This window comes from Cupriavidus sp. SW-Y-13, assembly GCF_009793345.1.
Classification (GTDB): Bacteria; Pseudomonadota; Gammaproteobacteria; order Burkholderiales; family Burkholderiaceae; genus Cupriavidus.
On the sequence record NZ_WHLX01000002.1, the window covers coordinates 2,241,779 to 2,263,139 of the forward strand.

General features: G+C 62.7%; 18 protein-coding genes. 7 read left to right on the forward strand and 11 right to left on the reverse strand.

The features are described 5' to 3' along the window. Positions 1-2: 2 nt before the first annotated feature. Genes GA566_RS25555 through GA566_RS25575 form a run of 5 tightly spaced genes read right to left on the reverse strand, consistent with a single transcriptional unit; the run spans position 3 to position 4,125 of the window. A complete protein-coding gene (locus GA566_RS25555; protein WP_237380654.1) occupies positions 3-986 on the reverse strand; it encodes a tripartite tricarboxylate transporter substrate binding protein in 984 nt (327 codons plus the stop codon). A gap of 46 nt (positions 987-1,032) precedes the next feature. Then, entirely contained in the window at positions 1,033-1,836 is an 804-nt protein-coding gene (locus GA566_RS25560) for an enoyl-CoA hydratase/isomerase family protein (protein ID WP_160474384.1), read from the reverse strand. Between the two features lie 9 nt (positions 1,837-1,845). Next, complete coding sequence (locus GA566_RS25565; RefSeq protein ID WP_160474385.1) at positions 1,846-2,610, reverse strand: SDR family NAD(P)-dependent oxidoreductase; 765 nt, start codon at positions 2,608-2,610, stop codon at positions 1,846-1,848. A 1-nt stretch (position 2,611) separates the two neighbouring features. Then, positions 2,612-3,757 (reverse strand): thiolase family protein, encoded by a 1,146-nt coding sequence (locus GA566_RS25570; RefSeq protein ID WP_160474386.1) that lies wholly within the window; start codon positions 3,755-3,757, stop codon positions 2,612-2,614. Positions 3,758-3,771: 14 nt separating this feature from the next. Continuing rightward, the gene (locus GA566_RS25575; RefSeq protein ID WP_137925900.1) at positions 3,772-4,125 is read right to left on the reverse strand and encodes a Zn-ribbon domain-containing OB-fold protein; all 354 of its coding nucleotides are present in this window, start codon (positions 4,123-4,125) and stop codon (positions 3,772-3,774) included. Between the two features lie 264 nt (positions 4,126-4,389). On the opposite strand from GA566_RS25575, the gene GA566_RS25580 reads away from it, so the two are divergent. Then, the gene (locus GA566_RS25580) at positions 4,390-5,952 is read left to right on the forward strand and encodes a phage integrase family protein (protein WP_160474387.1); all 1,563 of its coding nucleotides are present in this window, start codon (positions 4,390-4,392) and stop codon (positions 5,950-5,952) included. Between the two features lies 1 nt (position 5,953). Here the strand turns inward: GA566_RS25580 and GA566_RS25585 are convergent, their stop codons facing one another. Continuing rightward, entirely contained in the window at positions 5,954-6,970 is a 1,017-nt protein-coding gene (locus GA566_RS25585; protein ID WP_160474388.1) for a ParB/RepB/Spo0J family partition protein, read from the reverse strand. 4 nt (positions 6,971-6,974) lie between these two features. After that, positions 6,975-7,631: an AAA family ATPase gene (locus GA566_RS25590; RefSeq protein WP_137925897.1), complete on the reverse strand. Its 657-nt coding sequence runs from the start codon at positions 7,629-7,631 to the stop codon at positions 6,975-6,977. Between the two features lie 414 nt (positions 7,632-8,045). On the opposite strand from GA566_RS25590, the gene GA566_RS25595 reads away from it, so the two are divergent. After that, the gene (locus tag GA566_RS25595; protein ID WP_006159056.1) at positions 8,046-8,249 is read left to right on the forward strand and encodes a cold-shock protein; all 204 of its coding nucleotides are present in this window, start codon (positions 8,046-8,048) and stop codon (positions 8,247-8,249) included. Between the two features lie 108 nt (positions 8,250-8,357). Here the strand turns inward: GA566_RS25595 and GA566_RS25600 are convergent, their stop codons facing one another. Next, the gene (locus GA566_RS25600) at positions 8,358-9,452 is read right to left on the reverse strand and encodes a replication protein RepA (RefSeq protein WP_137925896.1); all 1,095 of its coding nucleotides are present in this window, start codon (positions 9,450-9,452) and stop codon (positions 8,358-8,360) included. Between the two features lie 1,635 nt (positions 9,453-11,087). Continuing rightward, positions 11,088-11,291 carry a cold-shock protein gene (locus GA566_RS25605; protein WP_092139416.1) on the reverse strand — a complete coding sequence of 68 codons (204 nt, stop codon included), beginning with the start codon at positions 11,289-11,291 and terminating at the stop codon, positions 11,088-11,090. A 303-nt stretch (positions 11,292-11,594) separates the two neighbouring features. On the opposite strand from GA566_RS25605, the gene GA566_RS25610 reads away from it, so the two are divergent. After that, the gene (locus tag GA566_RS25610; RefSeq protein ID WP_160474389.1) at positions 11,595-12,923 is read left to right on the forward strand and encodes an NCS2 family permease; all 1,329 of its coding nucleotides are present in this window, start codon (positions 11,595-11,597) and stop codon (positions 12,921-12,923) included. Positions 12,924-13,881: 958 nt separating this feature from the next. Then, positions 13,882-15,258, forward strand: coding sequence for a sigma-54 dependent transcriptional regulator (locus tag GA566_RS25615; protein ID WP_137925893.1), 1,377 nt, complete (start codon positions 13,882-13,884; stop codon positions 15,256-15,258). Positions 15,259-15,419: 161 nt separating this feature from the next. Here the strand turns inward: GA566_RS25615 and GA566_RS25620 are convergent, their stop codons facing one another. After that, positions 15,420-15,752 (reverse strand): hypothetical protein, encoded by a 333-nt coding sequence (locus GA566_RS25620; protein WP_137925892.1) that lies wholly within the window; start codon positions 15,750-15,752, stop codon positions 15,420-15,422. A gap of 851 nt (positions 15,753-16,603) precedes the next feature. After that, entirely contained in the window at positions 16,604-16,807 is a 204-nt protein-coding gene (locus tag GA566_RS33005; protein ID WP_202126868.1) for a hypothetical protein, read from the reverse strand. Positions 16,808-17,035: 228 nt separating this feature from the next. On the opposite strand from GA566_RS33005, the gene GA566_RS25625 reads away from it, so the two are divergent. From GA566_RS25625 to GA566_RS25635, 3 genes are all read left to right on the forward strand, one after another. Then, positions 17,036-18,031, forward strand: coding sequence for a YihY/virulence factor BrkB family protein (locus tag GA566_RS25625; protein ID WP_137925890.1), 996 nt, complete (start codon positions 17,036-17,038; stop codon positions 18,029-18,031). 128 nt (positions 18,032-18,159) lie between these two features. Beyond that, a complete protein-coding gene (locus tag GA566_RS25630) occupies positions 18,160-19,752 on the forward strand; it encodes a peptide chain release factor 3 (RefSeq protein WP_160474390.1) in 1,593 nt (530 codons plus the stop codon). A gap of 153 nt (positions 19,753-19,905) precedes the next feature. Continuing rightward, positions 19,906-21,189, forward strand: a complete 1,284-nt coding sequence (locus GA566_RS25635; RefSeq protein ID WP_160474391.1) for an MFS transporter — start codon at positions 19,906-19,908, stop codon at positions 21,187-21,189. The last annotated feature ends 172 nt before the right edge of the window (positions 21,190-21,361 follow it).

The following is a 21,361-nucleotide window of genomic DNA, read 5'->3' on the forward strand; positions in this document are numbered from 1 at the left end:
GGTCACATCGCCACCTTGATGTTGTTCTCGGTGATCACACGCTGCCAGCGCGCGAGCTCCCGCGTGATGTAGGTCTTCAGTTCGTCCGGCGTGGAGCCCTTGACCTCGAAGCCCTGCTTCGTGAACTGATCGGCCAGGTCCGGCGATTTCAGCGCGGCCATCATCGCGGCGTTGATGCGATCCACCACGGGACGCGGCGTCTTGGCCGGGGCCAGCAGGCTGTACCAGAGTTCGGCTTCGTAGCCCTTGAGACCGGCTTCGGAAAACGCCGGCAGCTCGGGCATCAGTTGCGTGCGCTGCTGCCCTGCGATGCCGAGCGCACGCAGCTTGCCCGCGCGCACGTACTGGATCACCGATGCAAACGTGGCGAACGACACCTGCACCTGATTGCCCATCAGATCCGCAATCGACGGACCCGTGCCGCGATAGGGTACGTGCAGCAGTTCGGTGTGATTGAGTTTGGCAAACACTTCACCGGCCAGATGTTGCGGCGTGCCCGGGCCGGGGCTGCTGTAACTCACCTTGCCCGGATTGGCGCGCGTGTAGTCGACAAACTCTTTCAAGGTGCGATACGGCTGCGACATGTTTGCTACCAGCACCAGTGGCACCGAGCCAATGCGTCCCACCGGTTCGAAATCGCGCTCGATGTTGAAGGGCACCTTCATGCCCAGGTAGGGATTCATCGTGACCTGGCTCGATGCAATCACGAGCGTGTAGCCATCGGGCGCGGCATGCGCCACGTAGTCGGCGCCGAGGTTGCCCCCGGCACCTGGCTTGTTCTCGATGATGACGGGCTGGCCCAGTTGCTGCGACATCTTGGGCGCGATCAGCCGCGCAAGAATGTCATTCCCGCCGCCCGGTGCGAACGGTACGACGATCGTGATCGGCTTCGAGGGAAACGGCGCCTGCGCGGAAGCCGTGGCCGTGGCGCCGACGGCGATCATCGTCAGAACGGTGCGCGTCAGCTTTCGCATGAATGGGTGCATGGTTGTCTCCTTGATATTGGTATCGGTATGGGTGTGTTCTTGTGGCCTAGCGGCCAACGAAGCGGGGTGTTCGTTTTTCTGCAAACGCCTTGCGTCCTTCGATCCGGTCATCGGTGTCGCGCAGCGCGCCCCAATAAAGTTCGGTCAGTTCCTGCGCGTCGGCGTCGGACAGGTGCGCGGTCTGGCGCGAGAGCTTCTTTACCGCTTGCACTGCTAGTGGCGCGTTGTCGGCAATCCTGTGTGCAAGGGCGAGCGTGCGATCGAGCAAGGCATCGGGCGCCACGGTTTCCGATACCAGTCCGATCCGTGCAGCGGCTTCCGCATCGATACGATCCCCTGTCAGCACCATCTGCATCGCGTACGCGGATGGCACCGCTTTCAACAGTCGATGCAGACCGGATACGGCGGGGATCGACCCCACGCGCACCTCGGGCAGTCCGAAGCTGGCTTGCGTCGATGCGATGCGCAACTCGCATTGCAGCGCGATCTCCAGACCCGCACCGAGGCAGTGTCCGTTGATCGCTGCGATCAACGGCTTTGCACACTGCAAGCCGCTCAGATCCATCAACCGGATATACAAGCCACGTTCGGCGGCGACGTCCGGTGCGTGGAACATCGCCTCCGCATAGCTGGCTGGCGATACCTGCGTGCCCTTCAGATCGGCGCCCGCGCAGAACGCACGCGTACCGCTGCCGGTGAGCACGGCGACGTGGATGTCGGCGCGGTCCCTGATTTCGCACAGGTGCTGGCGTAGCTGATGCAACGTGGGGATGTCGAGCGCGTTGAGCGCGTCGGGCCGGTCTATCGTCATTAGCGCGACGTGACCTTCGATGTGCAGATGTACGGTCATCGCATCCCCCTACACGCTAGGCGACGACAGGCTGCGGCCACCGCAGACATACAGCGTCTGGCCCGTGACGTACGACGCGCCGGGACTCGCGAAGAAACGCACCGCGTTGGCGATATCGTCCGCCGTGCCGATCCGCTGCGCCGGCACCGACTTCTGCAAACGCGTCTGCACCTCGGGCGCGAAGTTGCGGAACAACGGCGTGTCGACGATGCCCGGCGCCACGGCGTTCACGGTGATGCCCAGCGATGCGAACTCGATGGCCAGCGAGCGCGTCAGACTGACCACGCCGCCTTTTGCTGCCGAGTAGTTGGCCTGCCCGAATCCGCCGAGCCATGCGCGCGACGAGATGTTCACGATGCGCCCATAGCCGCGCTCCACCATGCCCGGCAACGCCGCGCGGCAGCACAGGAACTGCGAGCGCAGGTTGGTATCGACCACAAGATCCCAGTCCTCGTCGCGCATTTTCAGGAAACGCATGTCACGCACGACGCCCGCGTTGTTCACGAGGCAGTCGATGCGCCCCATCGTGCTGGTTACGTGCTCGAACGCGGCGTTGACCGCTGCGGACTCGGTCAGGTCCACCGTCACACCCATGGCGCGATGGCCCGCGTGAATCAATCCGGCGACGGCATCGGACAATGCCGCCGCGTCTCGGTCGAACAAGGCCACGGCCATGCCCTGGTCTGCCAGCGCGGTAGCGATGCCAAGCCCGACGCCGCGTGCGGCGCCCGTGACTACCGCTACCTGGCGCGTATCTGTGGAAGGTGTGTTCATCTCAGACTCCCAGCACATGCACCGACGATGCGGCATGGTCCACGCCGGCGATGCCGCCACCGGTGCATTGCGTCAGGCCGATCCGTGCATCGGCCACCTGCCGGCCATCGGCGCGTTCCTGCAACTGCCACATGATTTCCACCATCTGCGCGATGCCTGTGGCGCCGAGTGGGTGGCCCTTGGCGAGCAGGCCGCCGCTTGGATTGACAGGCACACGTCCACCGAGTCGCGTTGCACCCGAGCGCAGCAACGGCACCGCTTCGCCCGGAGCCGCCAGTCCCAATGCCTCGTAGTACAGCAGTTCGGCAATCGTGAAGGCGTCGTGCAGCTCCACGACATTTATATCCCTGGGACCGAGACCCGCCTGTTCATAGGCCTGCCGCGCAGCGCGTGCCGTGATCTCGGCATCGAGGATGTCGTCATCGGCACCTTCGCGAATGCCCGATACCACCACCGATGACAGCACGCGCACCGGGCGATATCCCTCGGGCCGTCGCGTGGTCATGATCGCCGCCGCCGCGCCATCCACCTGTGATGGGCAGCACTGCAGCAGCGTCAGCGGATCGGCAATCATGCGCGACGCAAGCACCTCCTCGACCGTGGTCTCGGTGCGTTGCTGCGCGTAGGGGTTCAGCGCGCCATGGCGGCGATTCTTCACCGCCACCGTGGCAAGGTCCACGGCGGTGGCATCCCGCTCGTGCAGGAACCGCGTGCCACGCATGGCGTAGACCGCCGGCAGCACCATGCCCGCCGAGGCGTAGAGATCGGTCATATCGTCGTTGCGCTGCATCGGGATCGTGCCGCCACCCAAGGCGGTCAGTTGTTCGATACCGAAGACGAGTACGGTCTTGTACTGCTGCGCCAGCAATGCATGGCGCGCAAGATGGACGCCCGTGGCGCCGCTCGCGCAGGCGTTCTCCACGTTGTAGACCGGAATGCCCTGCAGGCCGAGATCGCGCACGATCAATTGCCCCAGGATCATGCCGCCGAGCACGTTGGCGCAGTAGACCGCCTCGATATCGGCCAGTTCGATACCCGCATCCTTCACCGCGTCCAGAATGGCGCGCTGCGCCAGCTCCGGCGCCATGACGCCGGTATGTCGTCCGAACGTCGTCATCGCGCCGCCGGAAATGTAGATGTCCTGCATGATCTTGATCCTGTTCAGTCCTGCACTGCCTGGAACACGTAGCCGAAGGTGTCGCTGGACACGGGCACGTAGCGGGCGCCAATCGTCGGGCGGTCTTTGCCTTCGAGTCGGCCGAATACACGCAACGGACCATCGAAATCGACATAGCCCAACGCGTAGGGCGGGAGCCCGGTCTTCGGCGCGGGATGGATGACGGTGAAGCTGTAGACCGCGCCGCTGCCGTGCACGGGCACCGTGGCGTATTGCGACGCGAGCGGCGAGTGTTCCGCCACGGCGGGGAATCTCCACGCGCCGGTGGTGTGATGACGCGACGCTTGCAGCGCGGGCGGGGAGTCGGAACTCCAGAGGTTGGGGGTCGTGCTGGACACGAGAGTCTCCTTTGTCGAGGGGGTGCATGGCCGTGCGGTGACTGGATAGTGGTCGGTGGCCAGTGCGTCGACAAACGAGTTTTCGGGACGGATCGCTTGCGTTTCTCTCAACTGAAACTTTCGGCGAGGCCACGTCACCCTCGCCTTTCGTCCGAAAATAATTTACATTGCACTTTGGTTGGCAGATTGGCCCGGATCATTTCGGCACCTGCCGATTGTTGTTGCAATTCAATCACTTACCGACGAAAGGGGACGTGGCCAAACATGGCGGATGATCGCGATACGCTGGCGGCAACCAAGCTCACGCGCACCGAATTTGCGGTGGTGCGGGCCTATGCGCAGGGCATGCGGCCGGTGGATATCGCCAATCGGTATCTGGTGGATCCGGACGATGACGAGGATCTGACCGAACATCAGGCGATTCAGCGCATCCTGGCGCTGCGCGACCGGTTGGTGCAGTTTGCGCTGCAGCATGACCGTCCCGATATCGCAGAAATGTTCGAAGCGCTGCGCGGGCGCTCCGATACCGGGATGTCGCGCCGGGTAGAGGCGCTCTCGTCGATCGAGCAGCTTGGGCAAGGCCGACCGTTACCGACGCATCCGGTGACGCTCTGGTTCGGCCCCAGCCTGGCTCGCCGCATGGTGGCAGCGGAATTGCGTACCGTGGCGGATCTGGTTGCGCTGGCCAATCGCCGGGGCAGCAGTTGGTGGCGTCACGTGCCAAGGATTGGGCGCCATTCCGCGGAAACCATCGTCAGATGGCTGCGCGCCAACGACGACGGCGCTGGGATGCGGCTGCGGACTTTTGTGCGCTCGCCTGGGGATAATGCGCCTTTAAAGGCACTTATTGCTTGTCCATTGGGGCCTTCGATGGCGTATCCCGTACCCTTTGAATCGATGTTGCCAGCGCCGCCGTTCAGTCTGGAACTGGCATGGGTCGGCGACTGGCTGAACACGCATCAGTCACGCAACACGTGGCTGAGCTATCGACGCGAAGCGGAGCGGCTGCTGCTCTGGGCAGGGCGGAACGGACTGTCATTGCGAGACCTGAATGGTGAATCGCTTGCCTCGTATCACGCCTTTCTTGCAGACCCCCAGCCTTCGGCGTTCTGGTGCGGCCCCGCCAGTCCTCGCGACAAGATGCATTGGCGTCCATTCGAAGGACCGTTGCGGGCGAGTTCTTGTGCGGCATCGCTGCGGGTGGCGCGGGTGCTGCTCAAGGAAATTCGTCGCCGGGCTGGCGAACCTGCACGGTCCGGCATCGGGTCACTGGGAGAGGCAAGACACGCGCTGAACGTTTCAAATGCAACGCCGGGCGTGTCGGTTGCGAATACGTTGACCGTGTCGCTTCCCATCCCCGCATTCCTCGACTGGCTCGCTCGGGACAACCCAAATCCACAACAGCGCGCCGCGCTTGCCGCCGCATTGCTGATTGCACACCATGGAGTCCGGGTCGTGGAGTTGGCGGCGCTACGGTTGGGAGATGTGGAGGCGATTGGCGACAGCGGCCGGCTCTCGCTCTCGGCCAAAAGCGCCGCACGGCGGAAGCCTATGCTGCTGGAACCTGAGGCGTGGGAGGCACTGCGCAAACACTGGGCTGACCGAGGGCTGCCCGACTTTGGCGAGCGCGACTGGAATGCGGAAGTCGCACTGCTCGCGCCGACAGCGTTTCCAGACACCGTGCGCGGGAACGCCAAGCGTGGGCAGCACTTGGCGGGCTACTCGGCAAGCGGCCTCGATCGGCTCTTGCGTGCGAGTTGGAAACGCTTCGCCGCAGCGCACGGCGGTGTGCCGGCGGACTTCTCGCCCGGCCGGCTCAGGTTTTGAATTAAAGCAACGTCTTGTCCAGGCCGAAGCGGGCCTTCAGGACTTCCAGCAAGTCTTCCCGCGCGTTTCGGTCGGTGAGCTGCACATCCAGCATCACGCGGCCCGAATCCCATTCCTTGATCGTGCCAAGCAGTTGGCCAGACTCAGTACGGATCTTGTATTGGCGGCTGATTTCCTTGACCTTGCGCGACTTGCCTTCCTGCATCTGCTTCCGGATCGATTCCACCTCGCGGCTGGACAATCCGTCGTTCATGATCCGGCCCGCCAGTTCGCGCGTACGGTCCTCACCTGCGAGCTTGAAGTACAGCGTGAGTTCGTACCCGGCCGCGATGCCGATGGCGCTCGGCCGTTCACGCATCACGGCAATCACGGAGTCCGGCAGCTTCAACAGCGCCAGCGTCTTGTTCACCGTGCCGGCCGACATCCCTGTCAGCTCACAGATTTCGTCTTCCTTTTGAACCTTGCCCTCATCCAGCAGCTGACGCCATGCGATGGCATTATCCAGCGCCGATTGGTCGGAGCGCTGTTCGTTCAGCAGGAACGACAGACGGTAGAAGTCGAGATCGCTGAGATCATTCTCGACAAAGCATTCCATCTCGAGCTTGCCTGCTGACGCCAGGGCACGCTTGCGATAGTGACCGTCGATGAGGATGAAGTGTCCGGGTCGCGTCGGATCCGGCGCAGCAAGACCAGGCGTTTTTTGTCCGTGCGTGGCAATCGACGCCGCACGTTCCTGCACGACGGCAGGATCATAAATGCGACGGGCGTTGAAGGGATTGTCGTGCAACTGGGCGATGGGAATGCGCGCCAGCACGCGCCCTTCCATCGCTTGCACCTCACTTTCAGCGCTGAAAGTTTGCGCCGCCTGGCCCACGCGTTGTCCCTGCAACAGGCCGTTCGGATGGTCAGAGAGTGCGGCCTCGGCCCGTGCAAACCGATCGACGGCGTCGTTCCGCGTCTTTTCTGCCGCCATCCCGGCGAGCATGCCTGCCTTCAGGCTCTTCAATTTCGTAGTCATTCCATTACTCAATCAGGGACAGTATCTCGTCCACCATCATGTCCACTTCCTGGATGGCTTCGCGCGCGCCCGGTACGCCGTGTACGGTGCAGCCCATGGCCAGGCACTCGCGGAATGCCGAGCGCGAACCGACCATGGAGTTCAGAAGCGGCACCTCTGGATCGTCGCCAAGAATCTCGATGGCCTGACGCGCGATCGAGACGCGGCGCTGAACCATGTTGGCCGCCACCCGAATTTGCAGCGTTTCATTCTGTACCTGGGCATGCTGCGCCAGTGTCTTGGCAGCCACGGCTGCCCAAAGATCCGGCGGAGACGGTACGACCGGAATGATCGCCAAATCCGAAATCAGCAAGGCACTCGACGGCGCCGCCGAATGTACCGCAGGCGGGCAATCCACCACGATGTAGTCGTAGTCGTTCATGAACTTCCGAACCTCCCGGTGCATGGCACCGCCGGACGGAGCCAAACCAATCACCGAGGCGGGAAACGGCCGTTCATCGCTGGCTTGCGCTGCCCAGCGCGTGGCAGTGCCTTGCTCGTCCATATCGACAAGCAGGGACCGCGCGCCACGCAGCCCCAGCGTTCCAGCAAGGTGCATGCTGACGGTTGTCTTGCCGCAGCCGCCCTTCTGGTTGAAAACGGTGATAATTTTTGCCGGCACTTCGGTCTCACTTTCAGCGCTGAAAGCGCCGGATGATGATGTTCAGTTAGCCGAACTTTAGCGAAATCGACTTTGCGCCACAACCCATTTTTCTGAGCATTTGAATAAAACACTGTAAAACGGCGCCGGGCAATGGATACCCCTTAAGCAGGGCACGTGTCAGGCGCAGATTTCGCTACATCAACTGTGCGGGATTCTTCTTCTTGAAAAGCGGTAGAGAATCCGCCTAAAGTAAAGGTGGTGCGCATTACGCCGCACATGACACCGCAACACATTGTGGTTATGATGCCCGCTACAGTCGAGTCAAGTCGTGTTACCTCGTTGGCTTCCGTTCGGTATCTACGAGAACTCAGCGTGCTTGAACGGTTGTTTGCGTTGTGTGTAAAACGAACTTGCTTCGAAAGGAAATCTGTTATGGCAACCGGTACGGTCAAGTGGTTCAACGAGACCAAGGGTTTCGGCTTCATTACCCCCGATGATGGTGGCGCCGATCTGTTCGCTCACTTCTCCGAAATCCAGGGTTCCGGCTTCAAGACCCTGAAAGACGGCCAGCGAGTGACGTTCGAAGTGAAGCAGGGACCGAAGGGTCTGCAAGCCTCGGCGATCAAGCCGGCGTAAGCGGAACCACAGTGGCTGGTCAGGCGGGAGGTCTCCGGTCCGATCAGTGACGCAAAAAAGGCAAGCTCTCGCTTGCCTTTTTTGTTTGTGCAGCGCGGTTGGAAGCTGTCAGCCCAGCTTGCGCACGCTCGTGCGCGACGGCTGCAGAATGAGCGCCTTCGAGGAGTCAGCATCGACCTTGGCGCCCGGATAGACCACCAGCACATCCTTGAGCGCCTTGCGGAACAACGCACGGAACTTGCGCTCGCTCTCCGTCTCGGTCCCGAACTGCATTTGCAGCGCTTCCCACGGGATCTCCGTGCGGCGCTGGATGGTAAAGAACCGGTAGGTCAGCCACGAATAAACGTCCAGAGCAAATGGCGACTGCTTGAGTGCCTTCAGCGCGCGCATGTCGACCGGTACCGGACGATTCACCAGTTCGTTGAAAAACGGCTCAGACAGCACCACAAAGCTCTCGAACATCGAACCTTGGCCCGGCTGCATCGGGTCCCACCACGTCGACAACTGGTCGGCCAGCAGATAGCCCACGCGGTCGATCGACATCGGCTCGTGGTTGGGCGGCTGATTCGGCAATTGGATCGACTTGTTCTGCACGATGGCGATCGTCGCCGAGAACAAGCGGATCATCTGCTGGCGCACCAGCGTCATCGTGCCGCGCTTGCCACCCGTCGCCATCGGAATGCCGAGGTTGTACATGAACTCGGACAAGGAATTGCCAAGCGAAATGCGACGATCCTCCACCGTGCCGGTGAACTCGCCGCGCTTCTTCTTGGCCATGATTTCCTTGCCGATCCACGCCAGCATCAGCCGTGGATAGGATCCGTACGGATAGCCTAGCGAAACGGTTTCGGAAACCAGTTTCTGCTTGCCATTTGCCGCCTTTTCCGCGCGTTGCTGCGTGAAGTAGCCAGGCTGGATCATCAGCGAGATATTCCCGCTGGTGCGTGTCCACACAGGTGGCGCGCCCTTGGGCGCGCGATAGGGCAGCGTGACCTGCACACTGGCACGGCTAAGGAAGCCGACTTCGCCACTTTGCCACGCGTCCTCGCGTTCCATGGCCTGGGCTTCATCGAACAGGCGCTGGAATTTTTCGGACGGAACGATGGCGCTCTCGTTTCCAGGAACGATGATGCGCGACGGTTCGACGTCGGCGTCCAGCGTGGCACGTTCCGCTTCGGAGGCCATAGAGCGTTTGATCGGCATGTTGGTGATTTCGGATTACCCGCCTTTTTACGCGATCACGTATACGTTGTCACGCAGAAACGGGTACGTATACGCGATCAATGCCGATTCGCTGCGGTTGAGTGCGGTTGAGCCACGACTTCAGCGCCTGCTCTTGCGCAGGAGATCGCTTGGTGCATTCCTGCCGTCCGGGCTTTCAGCGTCTCGCTTGCCACAGGGGCTTCCTGGAAGCGGTCTGTTTCCTGGCCGGGTATCCGGCGACTGGCGAGATGACAGACACACGGTGGGCAGCCCGTCAGGGTTGTCCACGGTTGGCTGCTCATCCACTACAAGTAAACGATACCGATACGGGTTAACTACTCGTAAACCGTATACGGAGACAAAACAGCGTTGATTACAAACAGGTTTACATGCCTCTCCGTACCCGATTCTGCGCACTTTTGTACCTGTTTCTGCGAAGGGCCGAACCCGAATCTGCGACCGGGCGAACCCGTTTCAGCGTAAACAGCGAACCGGATTCTGCGGGGATAACCTGCTGATCCCACAGGGTTTTCCACAGCGGGATCGATAAAAAGCGTACCCGTTTCTGCGCCCCCGCGCTTGCCGCCCCTCCCGATCGTGTCTTGTGCCCGCTGTAGGGACGCTTATCCACGCAGAATCGGGTACGTTTTTGGCGCGCACGCTCTTGCCCACTGCGTTGGGATTGCGAAATCCGCACGCCTGGCGGCCCGATTCCGTACCCAATTCTGCGACAAAGGGCTTGGACGCTATTTTTCGACGGTGCGTACCCAATTCTGCGGCGTACCCGTTTCTGCGGATACCCGCATGGCGGGATCGGGAAAGCAAAAGCGTACCTGTTTCTGCGAGGCTGGTGCGCCTTCGCATTTGTCCGGGCGTACCCAATTCTGCGTGAAGCTGGATCGGGCGCCATGATGTATGGGCAACGTTGCCCGCGTATACATCGTCTGCGGCGAAAGCTACCGCCAACTAGCGGTGTGAAACCGAGCGGTCGCCATTTCCGCACCGTACCCGTTTCTGCGGACGGTATACGTATACCTGCTGCCCGGCAGGTGCCACGACATGTCTCCTGAAACACCCACCGTACCCGTTTCTGCGGACCAACGGCTGCCAAATGCGTACCTGTTTCTGCGCCGCACTTTCTGACATGTGGTCTTGAGGGTGGAAAGGCACCTGGCGTACCCGATTCTGCGTGGATAACCAGACTGCCTAAAAGTGAGGCGGGATAAGCGCAGCCTGCCACGGCGTATACGCGACAAAAAGCGGGCCGAGCGTACCCGTTTCTGCGCAGATGCGACACGACTCTGAAGCCGGGCTGGCGTACCCATTTCTGCGGCGATCAAAACGCGGAGGAGGGAGTGCGTACCCGTTTCTGCGAACTCGACGGACGCGAGGCGCGTGCGCCCGTGACACAGTCGCGAGCCGCGTCGAATCAGCCCCGTGCGTGGCGTGGATCAGACGAATAAAGGATGGAGCCCGTCACGCGGATCGGCGAGAGGCGATAGAGGTTGAGCCCGATCGGGCTCGTGCCCGAGGTGGAGGGATGCTGCGGAGAGGTGGGAAGGACGAAAAAAAACCCGCCATCTCCGGCGGGTTCTTCACAACCATCGGCACGCCATCAAGGCATGCCGGCGGTCATTACATCGGGGTGATGTTAGCGGCTTGCAGACCCTTCGGGCCGTTCTTGACTTCGAACGACACGCGTTGGTTTTCCTGCAGCGACTTGAAACCATCAGCGCGGACTTCCGAGAAGTGCGCGAACAGGTCATCACCACCTGCGTCCGGCTTGATGAAGCCGAAGCCCTTGGCGTCATTGAACCACTTGACGATACCGGTTTGCATGATATTGCTTTCCAAAAAATGTGAAAAAAGAAACCGATGGCACACACCACCGTACTGCCAACTCAAGGAAAGGACACCATGGACAACCGAAGTACCAGACGGTGGCTAACGAATGAACTGTTGCCTCGTCGCTTGAATCTGCGCCAGATTTATACGGGGGATTGACGCGCCCGTCAAGGCAGGGGTTTTCCCCAGCGGGGACTGCCCCGTCCCGGTGCGCTTGTGGGATCATCCCGCCTTTCCCAAATTTGCCAGGAGCGAGTTGCCTTGCCGCTCCGCCCTGGAAGCACCTGGAGATCACCCATGTCAACGCCCGCCGCCGCGCCGTCCGCCGGCCTGCTCGAGCGCATTTTTCGTCTGCGGGAGCACCAGACCGATGTCCGCACGGAAATCCTCGCGGGGGTCACTACATTCCTGACGATGGCCTACATCATCTTCGTCAATCCGAGCATCCTTGGGGACGCCGGCGTGCCGAAAGATGCCGTGTTTGTCGCCACGTGCCTGGCGGCCGCCATCGGCACGCTGATCATGGGTTTCTACGCAAACTATCCCATTGCGATGGCGCCGGGCATGGGTCTCAATGCCTACTTCGCCTATACCGTGGTCAAGGGCATGGGGCTGCCGTGGGAAGCCGCGCTCGGTGCGGTGTTTATCTCCGGCTGCCTGTTCCTGGTTGTGACGCTGTTCCGCGTGCGCGAGGCCATTGTCCGGGGCATTCCGCCAGCGATCCGCGGGGCGATCACGGCGGGTATCGGCCTGTTCCTGGCGATCATTGCCTTGCACAGCGCCGGCATCATCAAGGGCCACCCTGCCACGCTGGTCACCATTGGTGACTTGCATCAACCGCCGGCCGTGCTGGCCATCCTGGGGTTCTTCGTCATCGTGGCGCTTGACCGCCTCAAGGTGAAGGGCGCGATCCTGATCGGAATCCTGCTGACCACGGTGCTCAGCTTCGTCTTTGCTGGCAACCAGTTCCACGGTGTGGTCTCGGCACCGCCGTCGATCTCGCCCACGCTGTTCAAGCTCGACATCTCCGCCGCGTTATCCATCGGCATCCTCAACGTGGTGCTGGTCTTTTTCCTGGTCGAGCTGTTCGATGCAACGGGTACGCTGATGGGCGTCGCCAACCGGGCCGGCCTGCTCAAGGCCGGCAAGATGGACCGCCTGAACAAGGCGCTGATGGCGGACAGCACGGCCATCATGGCCGGTTCGCTGCTCGGCACGTCTTCCACCACCGCCTATATCGAGAGCGCGTCTGGCGTGCAGGCCGGTGGCCGTACTGGATTGACGGCGGTGACCGTGGCGGTGCTGTTCCTGGCCTGCCTGTTCATCGCCCCGCTGGCGGGTGCCGTGCCGGCATATGCCACGGCGCCCGCGCTGCTATACGTGTCGTGCCTGATGCTGCGTGAACTGTTGGAGATCGACTGGTCCGATGTCACCGAGGTGGTGCCCGCCGTGTTGACCGCGCTGGGGATGCCTTTCACCTATTCGGTAGCCAATGGCGTGGCATTCGGCTTCATCTCCTATGCACTGCTGAAACTGCTGACGGGCAGGGCGAAGGATGTGCCGCTCATGGCGTGGATCATCGCCGCGGTCTTCCTCTTCAAGTTCTACTACCTGCCAGGCCACTGATCGCGCGTATCCGGCACTGCAACAGCCCAGGAACGGTGCTTGACCACACAACGGGGGACCGCCTGGCGCCGTCCCCCGTTGTTTTTGGCAGAGCCGATAGAAGTGTTCAAAATGAAAACGATGACATTTTCGGCGCACCTCACCTGAACGCGTACCCGTTTCTGCGTCGGGTCACGCGAACGGCTGTTTCACGGCGTACCTGTTTCTGCGAGGAATGTGAGTGCTCATTTACCTAGTGGGCGCGGTAAAAAGGCGCTTTCACGTCTCATACAAAAGTATGAGACTTGGCTGAAAGCGAACATTCCGGGCTGGACAAAAGGGGTGAAATGCACTGAACTAGAACCGTGGCAAAAATTTGAGGGCGCGCAACGGCGCCCTTTCTTGACTCCGGGAAAAGGCGCCTGCCAGCTGGCCAGAGGTAGCGCGTTCCGCAGTCGGCCACGGTTGCCGGGACAGTACAAGGCAACCGGCCAAACGAGACCGTCAGGACAGGCGGCTTTCGCCACCACGGAAGAGAGCATGCGGATACACGCATGCCGACATCGTCTCTCCTATCGACTCGAATCGAGCAGGGACAGACCGAATAAAGACAGTTCGAATCCAGAACGAAGACAGTGGTAAACGCGAACGTGTAGTGCCGGGGGATGTTGTTCAACGGGGAACAGATCATGACCGCAGGAGAAATCCGGCGTCCCGCCATCGGGCCGATCCATCAATTCGCCAACCATTCGTTCCAGGCAGACTGGGCGGAGGTCGGTCACGTCCATGGCAAGCGGCGACTTGCATGTCGCGCTCGCGCCAGCGCACGACAATCACACAGTCCGTCCAGATCGTGAATCCCCAGACGTTGCGCGCGGAGCCATCCGCGCAGCCAGCGGAACCCGACCGGGCCGGGTGGCCCGCTGCCGCGCCTGCGGCAGGGCGTTCCGCAACCAACAAGAAGCCCAGGGAGAACGTCATGGACCGACTGTGCAAGGCGGCGACACGCTCCGCACAGATCGTGCTCGTGTCGCGGTACGAGGATTTTGGTTTCAATGCGAGCCAGTTTGGTTCGGGGTGGGAAATCCGCCGGGTTCAACAAGTCAGCGGCCTGGAGCGCGCGGTGCGAGGCAGCTCGCCCATGGCGGGCATACTCGACCTGCAATCGGCCTATAGCGATGCGGAGCTGACCCAGCTCGAACAGGGTCTGCAGCACCTGCATGTCATGTGGGTGGCTATCACGTCGACGGCCATGCTCGAGGATGAGCGCGTGCGGCGCCTGATCCGCGACTACTGCGTGGATTACGTACGCACGCCATTCTCGTTCGACGAACTGCTCTACACGCTCAAGCATGCGCACGGCATGGCCTGCCTGCATGGTGCGCGACTGCCGGAACCCCCTGCCGCAAAGGGGCCGATGATTGGCGAATGCCAGGCCATGCGCGTGATGTTCCGCTCGCTGGCCAAGGTGGCTCACAACGATGCGCCCGTATTCATTTCGGGGGAATCGGGCACGGGCAAGGAGCTTGCCGCCCAGGCCATTCATGAAGCGTCGAGCCGTCGCAAGGGGCCGTTCGTGGCCATCAACTGCGGCGCGATTCCATCGCATCTGGTGCAGTCCGAACTGTTCGGCTACGAGAAGGGTGCGTTCACGGGGGCCAATGCGCGCAAGATCGGCTGGATCGAGCAGGCGCAGGGCGGCACGCTGTTTCTCGACGAAATCGGCGACCTGCCGCTGGAGAGCCAGGTGGCCCTGCTGCGTTTCCTGCAGCAGGGCACCATCACCCGGCTTGGTGGACACCAGTCCATTCCCCTGGACCTGCGCATCATCTCCGCCACGCACGTGGATCTGGTGCTCGCGCAGGGCGACGGGCGCTTCCGTCCCGACCTGTTCCACCGGCTATGCGTGCTGACGCTGACAATTCCGCCTTTGCGCGATCGCGGCGAAGACATCCTGCTGCTGGCAAACGCTGTGCTTGCCGAGCATGGCCACGAAGCCCATCGCCGGATTCGCGGGTTCTCGTCGTGCGCCACACAGGGCATGATGCAGTACGGCTGGCCGGGCAATGTCCGCGAGCTGATCAACCGCGTGCGGCGTGCCATCGTGATGACCGACAACCGTAAGATCACGGCCGAGGATCTGCAACTGAACGGTGGCGTGGAAGTTCCGCGCAAGACGCTCGATGCGATACGCGAGGAAGCCGAGCGCGAGGCGATCCGCACGGTGATGGCCAGCCATGGCTTTCACGTCGTGCCGGCGGCGCGCGAACTCAACGTATCGCGCGTGACGCTGTACCGGCTCATGCACAAGCACAACATCCGCGTCGATCTTCAGGCTGCGGCAACGGGGGAATAACGCGGGCGGTCAACGCACCACGTGCAGGCGTGCAGGGGTGTAGTGCCAAGGGGGATCCGGCGACGTCCGCTCGCCGGATCCCCTTTGTCCTTCCGCCCGGACAGCGGCGGCAGGCTAACGCGGCTTGGCCCGCGTAAGAACTCCCAAACTGACTTTCAATGTCAGGTCATGCCGATCTTGCCGCGTCGTCCACGCGGCGGCGCACTCCCGTCCGGCGATGGCCTGCCCGGCACTACGTCATGCGGGTCCATCAGGTTGTCACGTGCCTGACGCTCGGCAGGCGCCGCAGCGGGTGGCGCAGCGCGGTCGTCCGGCTTGTACTGCATATCGCCCCAGGTCCAGCCGAACGCCCTCACATAGCTGTCATTGCTCACGGCCGCGTGGCTGTTCGGGTTGGCGTAGTCGGGGCGGTCGAACCATGCGTAGTTTCCGGCCAGCGCCGGGGCTGCCGCAGTCGAGAACAGTGCCATGGCGGCGGCAACTCTGGCGAACATGTGTGGCTCCCTCCCTTTTTATAAAAGGTGCCCGCCGGGGGACGGAGCACGTAAACCGGTTTAGGCCCGCACGCGCGAAAAAGCAACCGCCGGTTGCCGGGCCTGACGGAGATATGGCGGGCCGCCCGTCAATAAACGGGACACCCGTTGCGCTGCCGGCTGGCAGCGGTGGCCGCGCCTCGGTTGGCTGATGCACAGAACGACGCGGCAGGGCGTGCGGTCTGCCGTGGAGACGGCAACAGGGGCGGCGACAGCAACTCGCTGACAGTGGGGGCTGGGCCGGCAAGCCGATGGGCACGCCGACGCGCGTTCATTCGCGCTGGTGGATGACGCATGGCAGTGTGGTCTCCTGCGTTCTGTTCGAATCGTTATTGGACTCTGACTTCTCCCTGCACCGACTAGAGCGACAAGTGTGCCAATCGCCTGCAAACCATTGTTTGATAAGGCATTGGCGTGCGGCCTGGTGGAAAGCCGGGGCGAAATGGCGGGCTGCGGGCCGCAATCGGTTACGCCGATGCAACGACAAGCGGACGCTAGGTCGCGTCGGCTCGCTGACCGGCGTCCGATGCCTCTTCATTGGCCACACCCGTGCGGAACCCGGGAACGCGACGCGACGAAAGAGTCAGGCCCTCAAGTGGGACGCGACGCCTTTCACATGGCGGAAAACAGACATCGATGTCTGCAATGGCGCCCACATGGCTGAAAGTGACGGGAAAATGATCCCCATGCGTGCGCACGCGAGCGTGCCATGGGCGGGCGTGCATCTGGTTGCAACGCTGAAACCCGCACGGGTCCGCAGAAACGGGTACGCCCGGATGCCTCGGGGAACAGCGGCCGGCTGCTTTAGCCCATCAGCGAGGCGTGGCGGGGGCGCCGGAGGCCGCAGTGACGGGCGCGTTGGTGCCGGAAATCGGCTTGGGTCCCGGACCCGGTGCCGGGTTGCGTTCGCAGCCGGCCATCATCGTGGCCCCCGTGGAAAGGCAAAGTGCCAGCAGTGCCGAACGGGCGACCACAGCACGCGCGGCGATCAGGCGCCGCACAAGAACATTGCGCATGGGAGAAGCCTCCTGTCATCGGCATGTGTGCCTTGCTTAACTACTGTAGCAGTGCAAACGGCTGTTGCGCGACAAGCGATCTATGATGGACCTACACATCAGACGCTGGCCGACAGACAACCCCGGTTGCACCGGTCAGGCTGATGAACGTGGCAGATGCGCCACCTCCGCGTGGGCTTCATCCCAGTCAGTAGGAGCCCGGGCAAGTCAGGACAGGACCGAAAACGCATGCATTCCGACAACGCGCCCGACCATTCGCACGCAGTGCCCCCTAAGCCGCAGCGCGGCCGTTGGCTGCCCGATCGGCATACCGGGACGCGCACGGTGCGCGTGGTGTCGGCATCCATTACCGCGTGGTTCGATCACAGGGCGGCGAGCAAGGGCGCCGCCCTGTCCTTCTACATGCTGTTCTCGCTGGCGCCGATCCTGGTGCTGGTGATATCGATCGCCGGGCTGTTCTTCGGTGCCGAAGCCGCGCGTGGCGAGATCTTCGCGCAGCTCGATGGACTGGTCGGCCCCCAGGGCGCTGCGGCGATCCAGGAAATCCTGGCCGCCACGCATCGTGCAGGCGGCAGCGGCGTGGCCGCGTTGATCGCGATGGGCATTCTCGTGGTGGGCGCCACGAGCGCCTTTGCCGAACTCAAGAGCAGCCTGGACGATATCTGGCAGGCGCCGCCGCCCCAGGGCGCGGGCTGGCAGAAGCTGCTACGTGCGCGGATGGCCTCGTTCAGCATCGTGCTGGCGCTCGCATTCATGCTGCTGGTGTCGCTGGTGGTCAACGCGGCGCTGGCCGTGGTCAACCGGTTCTGGGGTCAGCTCTGGACGGCCTCATGGTTTGCGCCAGTGGCCGACGTGATCTCCACCGCGTTCTCGTTCGCCGTCGTCACCGCCCTGTTCGCCACCATCTTCAAGATGCTGCCCAACGTGCGGATCTCGTGGAAGGACGTGCTGATGGGCTCGATCATCACCGCGTTGCTCTTCTCCATCGGCAAGCGACTGATTGGCCTGTATCTGGGCAACAGCGCCGTGGCGTCATCGTACGGTGCGGCGGGGTCGGTCGTGGCGCTGATGCTGTGGGTGTACTACTCGGCGCAGATTTTCTTCTTCGGCGCGGAGCTGACCCGCCAGTACGCGTTGCAGTTCGGCAGCCTGCGCGGGCATGATCCGGCGCGCGAAAACCGTGGCGTGCCAACCAGCACCCCGGCAGGCGGCGCGAACCGGTAAAATAGCGCCCCATCCGAAGCCGGGAATCGTTCCCGGACCGCCATCGCGCCCCAGCCGTTCCGCCTCGCCGCTGCCTGCAGCCGGCGCCAGTGCTGGCTTCGGGGCGCTACTACCAGGTTCCTCTAGCCGTGAGTTCGCTCGTTTCCGAAATTGCGCGTCGCCGCACGTTTGCCATTATTTCCCACCCGGATGCGGGTAAGACCACGCTGACCGAGAAGCTGCTGTGGTTCGGCGGCGCCATCCAGGTGGCCGGCGAAGTGCGCGCGCGCAAGGCCGACCGCCACGCCACGTCCGACTGGATGGAGCTGGAGAAGCAGCGGGGCATTTCGGTGACCTCGTCGGTGATGCAGTTCCCGTACCAGCCGCGCGCCGATCTGCCGGAAAACATCGTGAACCTGCTCGACACCCCGGGCCACGAGGACTTCTCCGAAGACACGTACCGCACGCTGACGGCGGTGGACTCCGCGGTGATGGTGATCGACTCGGTCAATGGCGTGGAAGCGCAGACGATCAAGCTGCTGAACGTGTGCCGCCTGCGCGCCACGCCGATCCTGACGTTCATGAACAAGCTGGACCGCGAAGGCCGCTCGCCCATCGAACTGCTCGACGAAATCGAAGACGTGCTAAAGATCCAGTGCGCGCCGATGACGTGGCCAATCGGCATGGGCAAGGCGTTCCGTGGCGTGTACCACATGATCGACGACAAGGTGCAGCTGTTCGACCCGAAGGGGGAGAAGGGCACCTCGGCGCTGCTCGACGGCCTCGACAATTCCGAACTCGATCGCATCCTCGGCTCGCAGGCCGATGAACTGCGCATGGAGATCGAACTGGTGCGCGGCGCGTCGCACACGTTCGACCGCGAAGCCTTCCTGGCCGGCCGCCAGACGCCGGTGTATTTCGGTTCGGCCATCAACAACTTCGGTGTGCAGTCGCTGCTGGACGCGCTGTGCCAGCTCTCGCCGCCGCCGCTGGCGCGCCAGACCGAAACGCGCACCGTGGAGCCGCAGGAGGCCAAGTTCAGCGGCTTCGTGTTCAAGATCCAGGCCAACATGGACCCGCGCCACCGCGACCGCATCGCCTTTGTGCGCGTGTGCTCGGGCCGCTTCGACCGTGGCATGAAGCTGCTGCATGTGTCGCAGGGCAAAACCGTGGCCATCAACAACGCCATCACGTTCATGGCGCAGGACCGCAACACGACCGAGGAAGCCTTCGCGGGCGACATCATCGGCGTGCCCAACCATGGCACGATCCGCCTGGGCGATGTGTTCACCGAAGGCGAACCGCTGCGCTTCACGGGCATCCCGTCGTTCGCGCCGGAATTCTTCCGCCGCGCGCGGCTCAACAACCCGCTCAAGGTCAAGCAGTTGCAGAAGGGTTTGCAGCAGTTGGCCGAAGAGGGCGCCACGCAGATGTTCCGCCCGCTGGTCTCCAACGACCTCGTGCTGGGCGCCGTGGGCATGCTGCAGTTCGATGTGGTGGCGCACCGCCTTGAACATGAATATGGCGTCGATGCGATCTTCGAGTCGCACGAATGCGCGACTGCTCGCTGGCTCAAGGGCGACCCGGCCGAGATCGAAAAGCTGATCGACAAGGCCGGCCACAACGTGGCCCTCGACGGTGCGGGCGATCACGTCTACCTGGCGCCAAGCATGGTCAACCTGCGACTGACGCAGGAGCGTTTCCCGAACATCGAGTTCAGGGAGACGCGGGAAATCGCCTAATCCTGTTTGAACGCCTGCATCCACCGCGCCGGCGGGTAATGTGTCAATCACGATACAAAGCCAGTCGGCGCGTGTCCGGGTTCCCGGATAGAATCGGCGGTTTCGCCATGTACGCGGTTGCGTACATGGCACCTCCTCGCCGCCAACGCCCCCATGTCCTCCGCCCCCGCGCAGCCGGCCAATGAGCCGGACAACGTCTTTCGCGACCCCGCTTTCCGTCATTTCTGGTTTGCCCGGCTGTGTACCACCATCGGTTACCAAATCTTTACGGTTGCGGTGGGCTGGCAAATGTATGCGCTCACTAACGACGCGTTCATGCTGGGCATGGTGGGGCTGGTGCAATTCCTGCCGTCGATTGTCCTGCTGCTGATGTCGGGCCATGTGGCCGACCGGTTCGACCGCCGCATTATCGTCCGGACGTGCCAGATGCTGGAGGCGGTCATTGCGATAGCGATGGCGGTGGCCAGTTTCTCGGGCTGGATCACCAGCCAGTACATCTTCCTGTTCGTAGCCTTGATCGGCGGCTGCCGCGCGTTCGAAACGCCCACGCTGCAGGCGCTGCTGCCGAGCGTGGTCACGCCGCGCCAGTTGCCGCGCGCGGTGGCACTGGCCAGTTCGGCTGCGCAGGCGGCCATCATCATCGGCCCGGCACTGGGCGGGTTTGCCTATGTGGCCGGCCCCGGCGTGGTCTATTCGATCAGCGCGGTGTTGTTCGCGATTGCAGCGATCCTGGTGTTCACGCTGAAACTGCGCCAGGCACAGCAGAGGCTGACCACGCCGGTCAGTGTCAAGACGCTGTTTGCCGGGTTCGCCTACATCCGCAGCAATCAGGTGCTGCTGGGCGCCGTGTCGCTCGACCTGTTCGCGGTCCTGCTCGGCGGCGCCACGGCCCTGCTGCCGATCTACGCCAAGGACATCCTTCACACCGGCCCGTGGGGGCTGGGATTGCTGCGCTCGTCGCCAGCCATCGGCGCATTGGTCACGGCACTGTGGCTGGCCCGACATCCGCTGAACCGCCGCGTGGGCCGCGTGATGTTCAGCGCCGTGGCGATCTTCGGCGTGGCGACGATGGTATTTGGCGTATCGAAATGGCTGCCGCTGTCGATGGCCGCACTCGTGGTGCTGGGCGCCTCCGACATGATCAGCGTGGTGGTTCGCCAGACACTGGTACAGCTCGATACCCCCGACGACATGCGCGGCCGGGTGGGCGCGGTCAACTCGGTCTTCATCGGCGCTTCCAACCAGTTGGGCGAATTCGAGTCGGGGGTCACCGCCGCGCTGCTCGGCCCAGTCGGTGCGGTGCTGCTCGGCGGAATCGGTACGATCTGCGTGGTGGCCGCGTGGATCAAGCTGTTCCCGATGCTGACCAACCGGGATCGGCTGCATGACCATCAGGTGGAGGTTGTCAGCCAGGAGAAGGCGGCGCCTGCGCGCTGATGTTGCGGGGCAGCTACGACTTCCTGTGTTTGTGTGACATTGAGCGTACCCGTTTCTGCGTTGCATCAGCGTTTCGCAAGACTACCCAAATGGTCTGTTGTCGGGTCAGATCCGGCCAACTAAAATGCTTCGCAACGCATTCGGTTTTCTACCGGGTGCCCAGCCTCCGAGG

Bases quoted from the DNA above. Each gene is read 5' to 3' on its own strand.
- GA566_RS25555 (WP_237380654.1), bottom strand. From the start codon at position 986: ATGCACCCATTCATGCGAAAGCTGACGCGCACCGTTCTGACGATGATC.
- GA566_RS25560 (WP_160474384.1), bottom strand. From the start codon at position 1,836: ATGACCGTACATCTGCACATCGAAGGTCACGTCGCGCTAATGACGATA.
- GA566_RS25565 (WP_160474385.1), bottom strand. From the start codon at position 2,610: ATGAACACACCTTCCACAGATACGCGCCAGGTAGCGGTAGTCACGGGC.
- GA566_RS25570 (WP_160474386.1), bottom strand. From the start codon at position 3,757: ATGCAGGACATCTACATTTCCGGCGGCGCGATGACGACGTTCGGACGA.
- GA566_RS25580 (WP_160474387.1), top strand. From the start codon at position 4,390: ATGGCGGATGATCGCGATACGCTGGCGGCAACCAAGCTCACGCGCACC.
- GA566_RS25585 (WP_160474388.1), bottom strand. From the start codon at position 6,970: ATGACTACGAAATTGAAGAGCCTGAAGGCAGGCATGCTCGCCGGGATG.
- GA566_RS25595 (WP_006159056.1), top strand. From the start codon at position 8,046: ATGGCAACCGGTACGGTCAAGTGGTTCAACGAGACCAAGGGTTTCGGC.
- GA566_RS25600 (WP_137925896.1), bottom strand. From the start codon at position 9,452: ATGCCGATCAAACGCTCTATGGCCTCCGAAGCGGAACGTGCCACGCTG.
- GA566_RS25605 (WP_092139416.1), bottom strand. From the start codon at position 11,291: ATGCAAACCGGTATCGTCAAGTGGTTCAATGACGCCAAGGGCTTCGGC.
- GA566_RS25610 (WP_160474389.1), top strand. From the start codon at position 11,595: ATGTCAACGCCCGCCGCCGCGCCGTCCGCCGGCCTGCTCGAGCGCATT.
- GA566_RS25615 (WP_137925893.1), top strand. From the start codon at position 13,882: ATGGACCGACTGTGCAAGGCGGCGACACGCTCCGCACAGATCGTGCTC.
- GA566_RS25620 (WP_137925892.1), bottom strand. From the start codon at position 15,752: ATGTTCGCCAGAGTTGCCGCCGCCATGGCACTGTTCTCGACTGCGGCA.
- GA566_RS33005 (WP_202126868.1), bottom strand. From the start codon at position 16,807: ATGCGCAATGTTCTTGTGCGGCGCCTGATCGCCGCGCGTGCTGTGGTC.
- GA566_RS25625 (WP_137925890.1), top strand. From the start codon at position 17,036: ATGCATTCCGACAACGCGCCCGACCATTCGCACGCAGTGCCCCCTAAG.
- GA566_RS25635 (WP_160474391.1), top strand. From the start codon at position 19,906: ATGTCCTCCGCCCCCGCGCAGCCGGCCAATGAGCCGGACAACGTCTTT.